The organism is Wolbachia endosymbiont (group A) of Oxytorus armatus (assembly GCF_964027005.1).
In the GTDB taxonomy this organism is placed as follows: Bacteria; Pseudomonadota; Alphaproteobacteria; order Rickettsiales; family Anaplasmataceae; genus Wolbachia; species Wolbachia pipientis.
In genome coordinates this window covers 631,943-646,927 of the sequence record NZ_OZ034719.1, presented here as the reverse complement: position 1 = coordinate 646,927, position 14,985 = coordinate 631,943, and the positions used below count along the sequence as shown (strand labels likewise).

11 protein-coding genes and 3 pseudogenes are annotated in these 14,985 nt (G+C 35.9%); 5 read left to right on the top strand and 9 right to left on the bottom strand.

Annotation, left to right across the window (positions count from 1 at the left end; translation table 11 throughout):
• Positions 1-10 precede the first annotated feature (10 nt).
• Positions 11-172, top strand: coding sequence for a DDE-type integrase/transposase/recombinase (locus AAGD79_RS06990; protein WP_010082071.1), 162 nt, complete (start codon positions 11-13; stop codon positions 170-172).
• Positions 165-329, top strand: coding sequence for an IS3 family transposase (locus tag AAGD79_RS03225; protein WP_084741697.1), 165 nt, complete (start codon positions 165-167; stop codon positions 327-329). The genes AAGD79_RS06990 and AAGD79_RS03225 overlap by 8 nt, the downstream gene beginning before the upstream one ends.
• Positions 330-801: 472 nt before the next feature.
• On the opposite strand, the gene AAGD79_RS03220 is transcribed toward AAGD79_RS03225, so the two are convergent.
• The 8 genes from AAGD79_RS03220 to AAGD79_RS03185 form a co-directional block, all read right to left on the bottom strand.
• On the bottom strand, positions 802-1,437 hold the full coding sequence (locus AAGD79_RS03220) for a hypothetical protein (protein WP_155968855.1): 636 nt from the start codon (positions 1,435-1,437) through the stop codon (positions 802-804).
• A gap of 128 nt (positions 1,438-1,565) precedes the next feature.
• Entirely contained in the window at positions 1,566-4,082 is a 2,517-nt protein-coding gene (leuS, locus tag AAGD79_RS03215; RefSeq protein ID WP_341811604.1) for a leucine--tRNA ligase, read from the bottom strand.
• 12 nt (positions 4,083-4,094) lie between these two features.
• Positions 4,095-4,691, bottom strand: a complete 597-nt coding sequence (locus tag AAGD79_RS03210) for a murein hydrolase activator EnvC family protein (protein ID WP_006279879.1) — start codon at positions 4,689-4,691, stop codon at positions 4,095-4,097.
• A gap of 45 nt (positions 4,692-4,736) precedes the next feature.
• Entirely contained in the window at positions 4,737-5,063 is a 327-nt protein-coding gene (locus tag AAGD79_RS03205; protein ID WP_341811603.1) for a MerR family transcriptional regulator, read from the bottom strand.
• Positions 5,063-5,368, bottom strand: coding sequence for an integration host factor subunit alpha (locus AAGD79_RS03200; protein ID WP_006279881.1), 306 nt, complete (start codon positions 5,366-5,368; stop codon positions 5,063-5,065). Before AAGD79_RS03200 ends, AAGD79_RS03205 begins: the two co-directional genes overlap by 1 nt.
• A gap of 60 nt (positions 5,369-5,428) precedes the next feature.
• Complete coding sequence (locus tag AAGD79_RS03195; RefSeq protein WP_264953844.1) at positions 5,429-6,607, bottom strand: MFS transporter; 1,179 nt, start codon at positions 6,605-6,607, stop codon at positions 5,429-5,431.
• 694 nt (positions 6,608-7,301) lie between these two features.
• Positions 7,302-8,804: a leucyl aminopeptidase gene (locus AAGD79_RS03190; protein ID WP_265044058.1), complete on the bottom strand. Its 1,503-nt coding sequence runs from the start codon at positions 8,802-8,804 to the stop codon at positions 7,302-7,304.
• A 96-nt stretch (positions 8,805-8,900) separates the two neighbouring features.
• Positions 8,901-9,542 (bottom strand): protocatechuate 3,4-dioxygenase, encoded by a 642-nt coding sequence (locus AAGD79_RS03185; RefSeq protein WP_010962336.1) that lies wholly within the window; start codon positions 9,540-9,542, stop codon positions 8,901-8,903.
• 423 nt (positions 9,543-9,965) lie between these two features.
• On the opposite strand from AAGD79_RS03185, the pseudogene AAGD79_RS03180 reads away from it, so the two are divergent.
• The 3 pseudogenes from AAGD79_RS03180 to AAGD79_RS03170 form a co-directional block, all read left to right on the top strand.
• Positions 9,966-10,578: pseudogene (locus tag AAGD79_RS03180) on the top strand (IS66 family transposase); the annotation flags it as partial.
• Positions 10,579-10,632: 54 nt separating this feature from the next.
• Positions 10,633-11,943: pseudogene (locus tag AAGD79_RS03175) on the top strand (IS4 family transposase); the annotation flags it as partial.
• Positions 11,944-12,039: 96 nt separating this feature from the next.
• Positions 12,040-12,904: pseudogene (locus AAGD79_RS03170) on the top strand (IS982 family transposase).
• A 95-nt stretch (positions 12,905-12,999) separates the two neighbouring features.
• Here the strand turns inward: AAGD79_RS03170 and AAGD79_RS03165 are convergent.
• Positions 13,000-14,715, bottom strand: a complete 1,716-nt coding sequence (locus tag AAGD79_RS03165) for an ABC transporter ATP-binding protein (RefSeq protein WP_341811602.1) — start codon at positions 14,713-14,715, stop codon at positions 13,000-13,002.
• Positions 14,716-14,985 lie beyond the last annotated feature (270 nt).

The window sequence follows — 14,985 nt, the reverse complement described above, 5'->3', positions numbered from 1 at the left end:
ATGGTAGTTAATGAGTAGTGCAATAAATAAACAATTGGTTATGAACTCTTTATTAATGGCCATTAATAGGCGTAAACCTGTTAAAAATCTACTGCTGCACAGTGACCAAGGTTCACAATATACTGCGCAAGGGTATCAATATCTCTTAGCTGTAAAGAATATAGATGAGTAATAAAGGCTGTTGTTACGACAATTCTGTTGCAGAAAGCTTCTTTAGCTCATTGAAAAGAGAAATACTTATTGATACTTCACAACACTCTGCTCAACACACTAGAACTGCAATATTTGAATACATAGAAATTTTTTATAACAAACAACGTCACTATTAACTATTGCATTCCAGAACAATTTGATGCATCATTCTTTTTGTAAAAAACATTCCACACTTTCTCTCCACTTTTTCTGGGTAAGGTCATTTTTGCCTTGACCAAGAAAAAATTCAGCTATTGCCTTACTTTCTCTTGCAACAACTTCTTCCTTAACAATTTTTCCTTTCTCATCAACGATACTTATAAAAGTTTCTTTTAGTGAGATCGCTATAATATTCCATGAGACTGCTCCTACTAATAAAAGTTTAAATTATTTTTGAAGAATTTATTCTACTGAATTCGTTACTTCGTGCTAAAATAATGGACTCTATCATTCAACAGCAATTACAGTATGTTTACCCTTTTTCTTGTTATTTTTCTAATCTATAGCTAGCGTTCAAAACCATATTCGAAAATACGTTTTCGGATTTTTTTTAATGCTGTTTATTTCATCCTCAACATCGTCTCTACCTTTATGAACTAAGTAGCAGCATTAAAAATTATAACGTACCCCTATCTCTAGAGTTGCATCTGGTATTTGTTTTGCTTTTATACCACTTAGTTGCCCACCCATGGTCATACCAACTGCACCAATTATCTGCGGAGTAATTTCATAATCAACACCTAACTTTAGTTTATAGGAAATAGAACTCAGTATTTTATCTACTACAGATGAACCAGCAGCTTCACCACCTGATTCTGGAGCACCTTGTGTTTCTTCTTCCTTTTCTTTTTCTTCTTGTGAACTATCGCCATCACCATCAACTGTATCACTAACACCAAAGCCAAAAGGTGTTATTTGGAGATATCCTCCTAAACCTCCGCTGACATATAGTTTAACGGGATCAATATCAAGGTCAGGATAGAAGCGGTAGTTTGCCAATAAGCTAGCTCCTATGCTCTTTAATGACTTAATATTACTGAGAACCTCAAGTTCAAATTTAGAGTTTTGGTCATAATGGTAACCAAGAACAACACCAGGTTTCATTTTAAAGCCACCACCCCAACCAGCACCAAAGTTTAAACCTGCATAGTACTTATCTTCTGACTTACTTGCACTATTACTAGCTGCACCTGCTAGAGATGAAGTAAGCAACACAGCCAAAACGCACAATCTCTTTATTTTCATATAACTCCTCATACAAAAAAATATATAATGCATAAGTATATATCCTTTATATTAAAAAAGATATAACTACATGTCAAAAAAAGTATAGCCATAAAATCAGATTATATAAAACGTACTACTCAGGTCTTTTATATAACTATATTTACTATCTTATTTGGTACAGCATATACAGTGCGAACTTTGCTTTTATCGATCTTACTGGACACAGAGTCTATCGCTATTTTCTTCAATTCTTCTTGAGGTAAGTTAATTGCCACCTTGATTGTTGTACGTAATTTTCCATTGATTTGCACTGCTATAGTTACCGTATCGTCAACTAATAATGATTCATCAGCTTTTGGCCAAGGTTGACCTCCTATTTCTTGCCATAGGCTTTCAGCTAGATGTGGTATGAATGGTTCGATTACTCTGATTAATATACATATACCTTCATCAATAAGAGATTTTCCAGTTTTTACGTCTATTTCAGCTATTAAATTCGTCATCTCACGAAATTTTGCCACTACACAGTTTAATCTGCAGTTTTCCAAGTCATCTGTAAGTCCGTGTAAGAGTTTATGAATTTTTTTTCTGTACTCTAGAAGTCCACCCGTAACATTTTCATTATCATAGTGTATATTTACAGGTCTTAGCTGCATGACCATACGCCACAATTTATTTACATAACGAGAACAACCTTCCACGCCATCATCGGACCATTCCATATCTTTCTCCGGAGGAGTGTCGGACAACACAAACAAGCGAGCAGTATCAGCACCATACTTTTCTATGATAAAGTTTGGGTCAACTGTATTCTTTTTCGATTTGCTCATTTTTTCAACTTTGCCCACTTGAACTTTTGCACCTCGCGCTATTAATTCTTTTGCTTCTGCGGGAAATAGCCACTTACCATTTTCGTCTTTATAAGTTGCATGGCAGACCATTCCTTGAGTGATTAAAGTAGAGAAAGGCTCTTTAATATCAAAATAGCCACATTTGGTTAAAGCACGGCAGAAAAATCTTGAATAAAGCAAATGCAGAATTGCATGTTCTATCCCACCTATATAATAATCAACAGGCATAAAACGATTACATGCATCTTTGTCTATTGATTTATCTTCACTACAGAATGCAGCAAAATACCAGGAAGATTCAAAAAAGGTGTCGAATGTATCAGTTTCACGCTCTGCTTGCTTTCCGCACTTTGGACAATCAACAAATTTCCAAGTTGGGTGCTTATCCAGCGGATTGCCACCACTTGTAAATTCTACATCTATTGGTAGAACTACAGGAAGGTCTTTTTCTGGCACTGGAACAGTTCCGCAATCTTTGCAATATATGATAGGTATAGGGCATCCCCAATAACGCTGCCTTGAAACTCCCCAATCGTGCAAACGATAGTTTATTGTTTTTTTGCCTATTTTTTTTTCTTCAAATTTTTTAACTATGGCTTCCTTTGCTTCACTCACCATTAATCCGTTTAAGAATTCGGAGTTAAACATTGTCCCGTCTCCAGTATACGCCTCCTTTGTCATCTGAGTAGCTTGACACTGGGATCCATTGTAAGAATTCTGGTCACGCGCTGGAATGACACCTAAGTGGGCTGAAGAAATAACGGGAATTATCGGCAAATTATATTTCTGTGCAAATTCAAAGTCACGCTGATCATGTGCAGGGCAACCAAAAATCGCGCCTTCCCCATATTCCATCAACACAAAATTCGCTATGTAAAGCGGCAATTCCTTATCAAGAAATGGATGTTTGACGTTTAATCCGGTGTAAACTCCTATTTTTTCATCGTTCTCTCTTTTTGATTTTATTTCCTGGATCCCAGTGTCAAGCACTGGGATGACAACAGAAGAACCATTCTTTAAATCCTGCACAATAGGATGCTCTGCTGCCACTGCACAAAAAGAAGCCCCAAACAAAGTATGAGGATAAGTTGTAAAAACTTTTAATTTCTTATTCAGGCCAACTACTTCAAACTCTATAGTTGCTCCTTCAGATTTTCCTATCCAACGCTCCTGCATTGTTTTGACTTTTTCTGGCCAATTTTTCAAACTTTGCAGGCACTTGAGTAAATCTTCAGCGAAATCAGTAATCTTTAAAAACCATTGGGACAACTTACGTTTTTCAACAACTGCACCTGATCGCCATCCTTTTCCATCAACCACCTGTTCATTTGCAAGCACTGTTTGGTCCACTGGATCCCAGTTAACCCATGATTCTTTTCGATAGGCAAGCCCATGCTTTAAAAAATCCAGGAAAAATTTTTGTTCGTGTTTGTAATAATCAGGCTCACATGTGGAGAGTTCACGCTCCCAATTATAAGAAAGACCTATAGATTTCAACTGTGTACGCATATTATCTATATTCTCTTTTGTCCATGTTTCGGGGCTAATATTGTTATCCCTTGCTGCATTCTCAGCTGGTAATCCAAACGCATCCCAGCCAATTGGATGCAAAACCTCAAATCCATTAGCTCTCTTGTAACGCGCTATCACATCCCCTATTGCATAGTTACGTAAGTGTCCCATATGAATTTTACCAGATGGATATGGAAACATTTCCAACATGTAACACTTTTCTTGTTTACCACTCTTGCTTACAGAAAAATCCCATTTATCTTGATAAAATTTTTCAACACTTTTAAAATCATATTTCATATAAATCCAAATTCAATTACAGTTCATATGCATCAAAGGATCAACCGCTTGGCCATTATGTCGTATTGTGAAACACATCTGTGGATCTTTATCTTGTGTGCTTGATTTACCTGCAGATCCAATTACTTGACCTTGCTTTACTTTATCGCCAATTTCAACATGTATGTTTTTTAAATAGGAGTACACAGTCATGTAATTATCTTTGTGTTCCACTATAATTAAATTCCCATACCATCTCAGCCCTTTGCCTACATATATCACTTTGCCTGGTGCAGAGGAAACTACGTTCGTTCCATTTTGAGCAGCAATTTTTATGCCATCCTTACACATTTCATCAGAAGAGGTAGCTGAACCTTTAACTGGCATTACAAATTTACAATTTACCCCCACATTTTGTGTATTATTGTTATCTTTGTATATCCTATTTATGATGGCTTTTCTACTTTCTTTTTGCACTGAAGGCTCCCTAATTAAATGGTACTCTCTTGTATATTCCAGATCTCTTTTTCCGTAAAATTCTTCGCCTTTAAGCAGCACAGGTGCAGGTTTTTGCAGGCCACAGCCTATTAATATTGCTAATAACATAAGAAATGAGGCTATATGCCACATTTTAAACTCTCACAAAACTCCAAAATTTTAGCGAGACGTAGTGTTTCACGCCTGCTTGTTATTTTCCTCGTTATTTATTTTACTAGTTAAATAGTCCCTCAAATCGGTGAGTTCTTGCAACAAATTCTTTGTGACTTTTATATCATTACCAAATTCTTTTTGCACTCCTTTTATTGTATATCCTTTATCATATAGCATGTATTTTACTTTCTTTATGGCCTCTATACACTTGCGATCATATAGCCTTCTTCCTTTACGCTTTGCAGGCTTAATTTGATGAAATTGACCTTCCCAAAATCTCAAAACATGCTGTTCCAAATGTAGCTCTTCAGCTACTTCCCCAATCGTATAAAATAATTTTTCCTTGTTCATTAATTATTGATTGATTTTTTTATAATTTTTGAAGGCCTAAAAGAAACTGAATTTCTTGCCTGAATCATCACTTTCTCCGATGTATTTGGTATATTTCCTGGTCTTTCCTTCTTTTTCTTAACCAAGAATGTTCCAAATGACGATATTTTTACTATTCCATCCTTTACCAAGCTTGTCTTTATTTCGTCCAATATATCATCTATTATCGAAACAGAGTCTTCCTTTGATAATCCTATTTCTTGGTTTATATCTCCAGCTATCGTTGCCTTAGTTACTGTTGTGTCTTTTGTTGTAACGTGATCCATTATTGATAAATATTACAATACGTAAATATAATATAGCAATCGACTCGAGATTCAGCTACTTTATTTTTTAGAGTATGTCTCTTTTGTTGCATAATTTAAAATACCGGCAACTATCAATATTGCAAAAAGTGCCATTTTATGATCTGTAAAAAGTGCTAACATTGACACTATAACTCCACTGCCAATAAACATAAATCCATTGATAATGGATGATGATGTGCTGATGTATTTTCGTTTCACAATCTCGCTGCCGACAGTAAAATTAAGCATATGTCCTCCCGCAAAAAACCCGAACATTAACATACAAAAGTACACAACGTGGACTGTTAAATGGCTGTATAGTAAAATAATAATTGAGACGCCTTGCAATAAAGCAAAAGCAGAAATTACATGTTTCCTATTTTTAAATAAGTTTGAGATTCGATCTGCAATTGGAGCACCAACTGCAAGACCAAGCCATAGTATTGCAGTTGCTATACCTGACTCCATTGCATTGAGTTCTGAGTTGCCCAGTAACCTTGGAGCCCACAAGGTATTAAGTGCTAAAAATGTTCCAAAAGTAATAGCACCCACCACTGAAGTTATCCAGATATCTCTTAATTTTAGCACTGTTAATATAGAGCACATTACTGTCTTCATAGAGCTTTTTATTGTGCGCTTTTCTGAGCTGCTTTCTGGAAGTGTGTTTGGACAAAAAAGCGTAAGTACAAATATCAACACACCAAATAGTATTATGCATACAATCAGATTTTTCCAATATGCATCTTCGGCAAGCAAGTTAGAGAACAGTATTTGAATTACCAAAGCAGAAAGGCTTGAAATTGTCTGCACTAGTGAAAACATTAGTCCAAATTGGGCAGCGGAAAAACATATGCTACTTGTGTGAGCAGCACCAATAAAACCAAATGATGCTCCAGTTGCAATCAACACTTGAGACAAAATCAAATGGGAGAAATTGTCACTATTAATAAGGACAAAAAACCCCAAGATCATAGTTGATAACGAGAAAAAATAAATTTTTTTACTGGAAAAAACATTAAACGTTGCTCCACTAAAAAATTGTAAGATGGCGAAAGTCCAAGTATATGCTGAATTAGCCAGTGCAACTTGCGCGATTGTAAGTCCAAGTTCCTTTTCGAGATTTACACTTATAAAGGTATAAATTATCTGCATGTTGCTGAATATAACAACCAAGTTACTAATCAGCCAAATGAACCAAGCCTTAGCTCTGCTTTCCATAAGATTTATTTTTATAAGTAATCTATTAGAAATTTAACACTAAGTCTCTTTTTAAGCTATTGTTTCCTGACTACTGTTATAGCTAACCCAAAAAACGGTTTCCCTACGTCATGCCGCCGCGGTATCTCTTAGCCGCTAACAAGCAGCGGGATGACGATTGTCAGGGTGTCATCCCAGCGCCCCTATGATGTCATCCGAGTAGCCAACACTGGTTTCCATCCAAGACGGTGTCATTCCAGTGCTTGACACTGGAATCCAGACTTTAATTGTTATACTTGTAAATAATCTGGTGAAAATAAACGTTCATCTCAAAATGCAGTATTTTTGTTGAAATAGCTCAACTGGATCCCAGTGTCTGGGCACTGGGATGACACCATAGGAGGCTACTTGGATGACAAAAAAAGGAGCACTGGGATGACAGCAGTCCTACGTCATACCGCCGCGGTATCTCTAGATCCCGCTAACAAGCAGCGGGATGACGAGCTTATCGTCACGCCGCCACGAACCGTCATACCGCGATTCATTCGCGGTATCTCAGCCGCTAACAAGTAGCGGGATGACGGTTGTCAGGGTGTCATGAAAGTAGCTGACACTGGAATCCAGAAAAAAAGAAATATGTATCAGCTACTTTCATTTGCTGCGCCTCGAAAATAAACGTTCATGTAGCTAAGCCATAAATCCAGTATAAAGACCTTTAATCATTGGCTTCGTAGTACTTCTCAACCAACTTATTAAGTAACCTTACACCAAAACCTACTGCTCCTCTTGGACAAATGTCAGTACCTTTCTCGTGCCAAGCAGTGCCTGCGATATCTAAATGTGCCCAGCAAGTTTCATTCACAAAACGCTGTAAAAACTGTGCAGCCATTATGCTATCTCCACCAGAGCCTGCAGGAGCGATGTTTTGAACATCAGCAATCGGTGAATCAATAATTTTGTCATAAGTTTCATTCATAGGAAAACGCCATAACTTCTCATTTACTTCATTTCCTGCATCAATCAGACGGTTTGCTAATTCATCATTATTTGAAAAAAGACCAGCATATTCGTTATTTCCAAGTGCAACCACTATAGCACCAGTTAAAGTTGCAAGATCAATCATAAATTTTGGTGAGAATCTATCTTGCGTATACCATAAAGCATCTGCAAGTATGAGCCTTCCTTCTGCATCGGTGTTCAACACTTCTATTGTTTGTCCAGACATTGAAGTTACTACATCACTTGGTCTTTGAGCATTACCACCCACTGCATTTTCTGCAAGTGCGACCACACCGATCGCATTTACTTTTGCTTTTCGTCCTGCTAAAGCATGCATCACCCCAACCACAGTAGCAGAGCCTGCCATGTCATATTTCATTGACTCCATACCACGTGAAGGTTTGAGTGATACTCCACCAGTGTCAAACGTTATACCTTTACCAACAAAAGCTATAGGCTTTTGTTCTTTAGAAGCTCCATTCCATTTTATCACTACTAATTTTGGTTCTTTACTACTTCCTTGTGCAACTCCAAGCAAGGCTCCCATTTTTTTCTCTTCCATCTGCTTTTTATCAAGCACCTCGATTTCAAGGCCAAGCTTAGTAAGTTCTTTTTTTATATGATCAGCATAGGATTCTGGATATAGAATGTTAGGAGGCTCTGTTATAAAAGAGCGCGCAAGGAATATACTCTCACCTTCTTGCCTTAAGTGCTCAAATGATCTTTCAGCATTACTTAATTGTTCATCTTTTACTAATACGGTAATCTCCTCTACCTCTGTAATTTTCTCATCCTTTTTAGTTTTATACTTATCAAATTTAAAACTACGCAGAAACGCACCATATGCAACATTTGCTGCACTACCTTCGATTAAAACCGCTGCTTTTTTAATTTTTAATCTGCTTAGCTCACAATATATTTTACCACCAATATTTAATTCTTTATTTTCATTCCACTCACCCTTCTTACCAAGTCCAACAACTATGATATTTTTTTCTTCTGGCAAAGTAGTAGAGAAAAATTCACCAAAACTTCCATTGAAATCGCTAAATTGCTTTATGTTATCTATGATCTGTTTTCCTTGCAAAACTCCGCCATCATTTACGGTTTCGTTGTCCTCAAATAAACCCGTTACTATTGTTTTAAAATCGGGCGAAATTTTAGAAATTGTTATTTTCATTGCTGGCATCTCCGTTGCAAATAATTGTAAACTGTACATAAAACACAGCAAAAACATCAGTAAGATATTTTTCATATACATCCTAAGTACAATAACACTTAAGTTTACTATGGACTCCCTTACATGCAAGGTTTTTTATCTTTTATTAGAGAACTTATTATATCCGCCCAAGGTAATGTTAAACGTATAGGTTTTTATGACCTGATCACTGTAAGTAAATGGTGTTATGAGAAGGCTTGCAAGCCCATTACTAACAAAATCTTCAAGAACAGGATCAGCGCAATTATCGCAATTATGGTCAGCAAAAAACATTTGCGTTGTGAATTCTGGAAAATCCGGATGTTGAACTAGAAAGTTGATATGTGGAGCTCTATCACCAATTTTACCAGGTGCTATCGTAATAAAATTATAATAGCCAAGATTATTCACTACAAACCTTCCTGATCCAGCAAAATTCAGATCATCCTCTATATTCTTATCGTAATGGTTCACGCCGCGTGAATTCGCGTGCCATATAGAAACTACAGCATTTTGTATTGGTAAGCAGTTTATATCAGTAATTCTACCCACTATGTGTATTAATTCCCCTATTGCACTATTTGGAGAACCAGGTTTCCTTCTTAAATTGTTTGAAGAGCTAAAATTTTTTGGCCTTGCATCAAGGTCATATATTTCCGGAGTTTTAATGCAGTTGAGCAAAACAGGATCAGCTGCAAATAGCGGCAAACTGAATATCATTTGTACTAAAAGTGCTAACAAGATATTTTTCACATTCATTTCATTTATAATAGACTTCTTGCATAACCATATAACAAACTTTTATTGGAAATAGAAACGAAAAAACTTGCTTGACACCCTTCGCCAGCCCCCTTATCATGAAACTGAAGGTATTCAGTTATCTTCATCTGTGCAGATTAAACAGCAAGAAAACAACGTAGTTGGCGTCTTATTTTTAATTTTTTGCACTATGTGCACCTTATGTCTTCACAATATTTCTAGGTTTTTACCTACACAAGCTGAAACGCGCTATTTAAAACATTAAAAAACGCCAACTTAAAAAATGGATAGTGAATAACTAGCTACCCTAGGGTTTTTTTTGCCTTTTTTTCTGTTTAGTAAATTGTATCCGTTCAGCGGAGTGGTAGAATAAGGTAGACAAAGTGATCTAAAAAGATAATCATAGAGCAAAAGTGAGGTAATGTGGTAAACCTTTTAGAACTTTGCAAAAATTTACAGCAAAAAATAGAAAAACTGAAAGCAGAGATAGAAAACTTAAAAGCAGAAAATAAAGCTTTAAAGATAGAGAACGCTGAATTAAAGGAAAGGCTCGGTTTAAATTCAAAAAGCTCATCCCTGCCCAGCTCAAAAGAGCTATACAAAATAAAAAAGGACAAGCCAAAAAGCGAAAGGAATGTTGGCGATCAGGTTGGGCATAAAGGAAATTTTCATGCCACAATGGAAGCGGATAAAGTAGTAAAAATAGAGTTGCCTAATATTTGCGAATGCGGAGGAGAGCTTGTAATATGCGAAAAACCTTATGTTCACCAAAAAGTTGATCTTCCGGAAATTAGGCCTTATGTAGTAATTGGAACATGGTCGTTGTTGGAGATGCAGAAAAAGAAAAAGTAGCAAGTTACCAGAAGGTGTTACGCCAGATACATTTGGTCCAAGGGTTAAGTCTATAATTGCAGCACTCAGCGGATTTTACAAAAACTCAAAGCGTGAAGTGGCTAGTATCATAAATGACATTTTTAATTTGAACATAAGTGTTGGCAGCATATCAAATCTTACTATTACCCACAAATATAAATGTACTTATAAATAAAGTATTACAATATTAAAGTTTGCAAATATTGAGGGTATAAAAATGGCAAACGAGAGTAATGAATGGGCTAAAAATGAATTTGGAGATGCTGTACTTGGAGATAAAAGATTAACTGACCGATTAGTAAAGATTGCTGATAGTTTGATAAGTTTACCTGAAAGCTCAATTAATGAGGCATGCGGAAGTTGGTCAGAAGCAAAAGCAGCATAACGTTTTTTTCAAAATGAGAACGTAAAAGAAGTCGATATTCTAGCTTCACACATTGATAAAACAGTTGAAAGAACAAAAGCTCATAAAAGAATTCTTGTGATTCAAGATACAACTTATATTTCATACTCAAGCCATAAGCGGATTGGGAACTATTGCTGGAAAAGGAGCAGTAATGCATACAGCCCTTGCTGTTAGTACGGAAGCTGGGAATACTGGATCAAAAGATTTACTCGAGGCAACTCATTTCTGAAGAAGAAAAAAGACTAAAGAGCCATCGTAACAACGTTCATATTGAGGATAAAGAAAGTATGAAATGGCTAGAAAGTTTAAAGAAAACAAATAATATTATAGATCTGGCCCAAACCGAAGCTATAACTGTATGTGACAGAGAAGCAGATATGCATGATTTTTTTGAACTTGCACATAATCTTAACTCAGCAATTTTAGTAAGAGCTCGCCACAACAGAAATGTAAATAAAAAATTCATGCATACCAGGAACAAGCAAAAATTATGGTCATTTATCCAAGGCCTCCCTTGCGCTGGAAAAGTAGAAGTTGAAATCCCTGCTAGAGATAACAAGCAAAAAAGGACAGCGTTTTTAGAAATTAGATTCGGAAAATTTATCACATGAAGGCCATATAAAATGTAAAGAAGGTCACATAAAATATAAACCGACAGAGTCTACAACTTCACGCAATTCATGTTGTTGAAAAAAACTCTCCTCCCGAAGCAAGTCCTCTAGAGTGGATGCTTTTTTCCGGTCAGTACTTTTGAAGAAGCTGTTGAAAAAGTTAGTTGGTATTGTTTGAGATGGAAAATAGAGATATTGCATAAGATTTTAAAATCTGGTCTCAAAGTTGAGGAATGTAGACTTGGAACAGCAGAAAGATTAATGAGGTATTTAACAGTCATGAGCATTATTGCTTGGAGAATTTTCTTTATTACATCAATTGCAAGAACTAACCCAACATTACCATGTACTGCCTTATTAGCTGAGGAAGAATGGAAAGTTTTATATGTTAAAATACACAGGAAACCATGTCCAAATATAGCCCCTACTATAAAAGAAGCCGTTTCGTGAACTTGGAGGTCATTTAGCAAGAAAAAGCGACCCAAAACCAGGACCAATTACTCTTTGGAAACCCCAGTTATGGATTAGAAAACAGATAAAAGTAGAATTAATAAAGAGGGAAATAGGGTAAACTCAAGTATTTTAACAATAATTTAAGAGGTTACCCATGAAGAAAGATATTACAGAACTTTACTGCTGCGTCGAGGATTTTTGTCGTGTAGTAGATGAAAATTTTGCAAATAAGTTCTTATCAAATGGCAAAAAACCAACCAGAGTACCAGAAATAGCGCACTCAGAAATGCTAACCATAATCCTGTTATACCACCAATCGCCATGTAAAAACTTCAAGGCTTTTTATCTTTGTTACCTTAAGTTACTCTATAGATCAGAATTTTCAAAGATGCCTTCATATCACAGATTTATTGCCTTAAAGCCGAGAGTTTTACGGTATTTAGCATTACTTCTTCAATGGTTCTGCGAACAAGCGAAAATGACAGGTACTTCCTACATTGACACTTCTACGATTGCCATTTGCCACAAGAAAAGGATCTCTAGGAACAAAGTTTTTGATGGTTTAGCAGAAATTGGTAAGAGCACGTATGGTTGGTTTTTTGGCTTTAAATTGCACTTGGTGATTAACGAAATTGGAGAAATTCAATCACTTACTCTAACCAAAGGTAACGTTGATACCTGTGCCAACTATAACTAAAAGACTGACAGGACTTTTGTTCGGAGATAAAGGCTATATCAAGAAGGAGCTCTTTGAGGAACTCTTCGATAGAGGTTTAAAGCTTGTCACTAAAGTGAAAAAAGGCATGAAAAACGCACTAATCTCACTAAAAGAGAAGGCTTTATTGAGAAAAAGGTCGATTATTGAGACAGTCTTTGGTTGTTTAAAAAATAAATTTGAGCTTGAACATACACGGCACAGATCGCCAATAAATTTTCTGGTACATATTTTTTCTACATTAATTTCATATTCCATGCAGTCAAAAAAGCCTTCTATTTCTAAGCCTTACTGTGTTGGTTAATCCATAACTGGGGTTATAAAATAATAAAATTAAAAATTTAATAATTTTAATTATAAATCTAGCATATCAACTAACGGTATGATTTAAATTTTCTTTCAATTCCACTGTATCTTCGCCAGTTTTGCATACAGCCCGTCTTTACTCATTAGAGAGTCATGAGTTCCTACTTCTTCTACTTTTCCATGATTAATTACTATAATCTTGTCAGTCTTGAGTGCGGTTGATAGCCTGTGTGTAATTACGATTGTTGTTCTGTTTTGCATTAACTTGCTCAAGGCTTTTTGCACGAGGTTCTCACTTTTGTAATCAAGGGCAGAGGTTGCTTCATCCAGTATTAAAACCTGAGGGTTTTTGAGTATGGCTCTTGCTATTATAATACGCTGTTTTTGTCCTTCAGAAAGTTTTAATCCTCTTTTTCCTACAAATGTATCAAATTTATCAGGCAGCTTATCAATAAATTCCATCGCATAAGCGCTGATTGCTGCTTGCTTCACTTCCTCATATTCGGCACCTGGTTTGCCATATAGTATATTTTCCATTATTGAGCAAGAGAATATCATGTGATCTTGTGGCACTAAGCCAAACAACGATCTGAGGTCATTTAGCGCAATTGACTTAATATTGTGCCCATCGATAGTAATGCTACCTTTGTTTGGATCATGAAAACGGAGCAGAAGCTTTAAAATGGTGCTTTTACCACTGCCAGATGGTCCAACAATTGATACTGCTTGACCTGCCTCTATAGAAAACGATACATTGTTTAACTCTGGCTTATCAAGCTGAGATTCATAAAAAAATGTTACACCATTAAACGAAATTCCTTTTTGAACACTATAAATTTTTATAGGATCATCGGCATCTACTATAGAGCTTTTCATATTTTTAAATTCAAATAAACGCTCTACTATTCCAAGACCTCGTTGTAAATCACTGATATTATCGCTCAAATTATTTATAGCTCCTGCCGCAAGCGCTGAATAAAACACAAATGAGGAGAGTTCTCCAATAGTTATATTATTGCTTAAGACTTCTTTAATACCAAAAAAGAGCAAAACAACTAGTGAACCTATCACACACGTGATAACTAGAGTTACTAAAATAGCACGCAAGAGTACTAATTTTACGTATGATTTTGATACTGAGTTTAAATACTCCTTAAAACGGGTTTTTTCATTTTCTTCGAGTACAAACGATTTGATAGTCACTATAGATCTAAAATTTTCCTCACTAAATGACGCAAGCTCACTTAATTTATCCTGAGCAAAGCGTGCATAGCTACGCACTTTTTTTCCAAGTGAGGTCATGATAATGAGTATTATAGGTATTATTGCGGCTGCATACGCAGTTAGTTGTATATTTGTATATAATAACATAGCAACACTGCCAATCAGAATCACAAAATTTCGTAATATGGTTAGTAAGCTGCTGTTTATTATTGATTGCAGCACAGAGGTATCAGTAATTAACGCTGAGATAACATCTTGTACGCCTGTGTTCTCAAAGAAACTTGGTTGCAAGTTAGTGATACTGCTATATAAGTCATATCTGATTCTTGCGATAACTTTCTCGCTGCCAATGCCAATGAAATATAACCGAGTAAATGCAGTGAGAGAAATGGCTAAAACTATAAGTATTGCAACTAATAGTTTGGTAGTAAAATCGTGCTCTGTGCCAGAATCAATTATATCGTTTAAGCCTCTGCCAAAGAGGAGGATCGTTAAGGCTGAAAATAAAACTGCAATAAAAGCTATGACAAAATAGGATAGATTAGGCTTTATATAGTAAAATAACTGCCTAATATTAGATCGCATCGTATTTTAAAGTTTCTAAAGTTAAGTATATAGATTCTAGTTTCAGGGGAAAGGGGAAAGGTGTAGTATGAAGCAATTTAGGTTCTGCAGCTGTTATAGTCCACCAAGAAAGGGTAGTAGCCCGCAGAAACGAAAAACTTGCTTGACAAACTCCGCCAGTCCTCTTATCATGGTATTGAAGGTATTCAGTTATCTTCATCTGTGCAGATTAAACAGCAAGAAAACAACGTAGTTGGCGTCTTATTTTTAATTTTTTGCACTATGTGCACC

Coding starts and splice junctions, on each gene's coding strand:
- AAGD79_RS06990 (WP_010082071.1), top strand. CDS start 11: ATGAGTAGTGCAATAAATAAACAATTGGTTATGAACTCTTTATTAATG.
- AAGD79_RS03225 (WP_084741697.1), top strand. CDS start 165: ATGAGTAATAAAGGCTGTTGTTACGACAATTCTGTTGCAGAAAGCTTC.
- AAGD79_RS03220 (WP_155968855.1), bottom strand. CDS start 1,437: ATGAAAATAAAGAGATTGTGCGTTTTGGCTGTGTTGCTTACTTCATCT.
- leuS (WP_341811604.1), bottom strand. CDS start 4,082: ATGAAATATGATTTTAAAAGTGTTGAAAAATTTTATCAAGATAAATGG.
- AAGD79_RS03210 (WP_006279879.1), bottom strand. CDS start 4,691: ATGTGGCATATAGCCTCATTTCTTATGTTATTAGCAATATTAATAGGC.
- AAGD79_RS03205 (WP_341811603.1), bottom strand. CDS start 5,063: ATGAACAAGGAAAAATTATTTTATACGATTGGGGAAGTAGCTGAAGAG.
- AAGD79_RS03200 (WP_006279881.1), bottom strand. CDS start 5,368: ATGGATCACGTTACAACAAAAGACACAACAGTAACTAAGGCAACGATA.
- AAGD79_RS03195 (WP_264953844.1), bottom strand. CDS start 6,607: ATGGAAAGCAGAGCTAAGGCTTGGTTCATTTGGCTGATTAGTAACTTG.
- AAGD79_RS03190 (WP_265044058.1), bottom strand. CDS start 8,804: ATGTACAGTTTACAATTATTTGCAACGGAGATGCCAGCAATGAAAATA.
- AAGD79_RS03185 (WP_010962336.1), bottom strand. CDS start 9,542: ATGAATGTGAAAAATATCTTGTTAGCACTTTTAGTACAAATGATATTC.
- AAGD79_RS03165 (WP_341811602.1), bottom strand. CDS start 14,715: ATGCGATCTAATATTAGGCAGTTATTTTACTATATAAAGCCTAATCTA.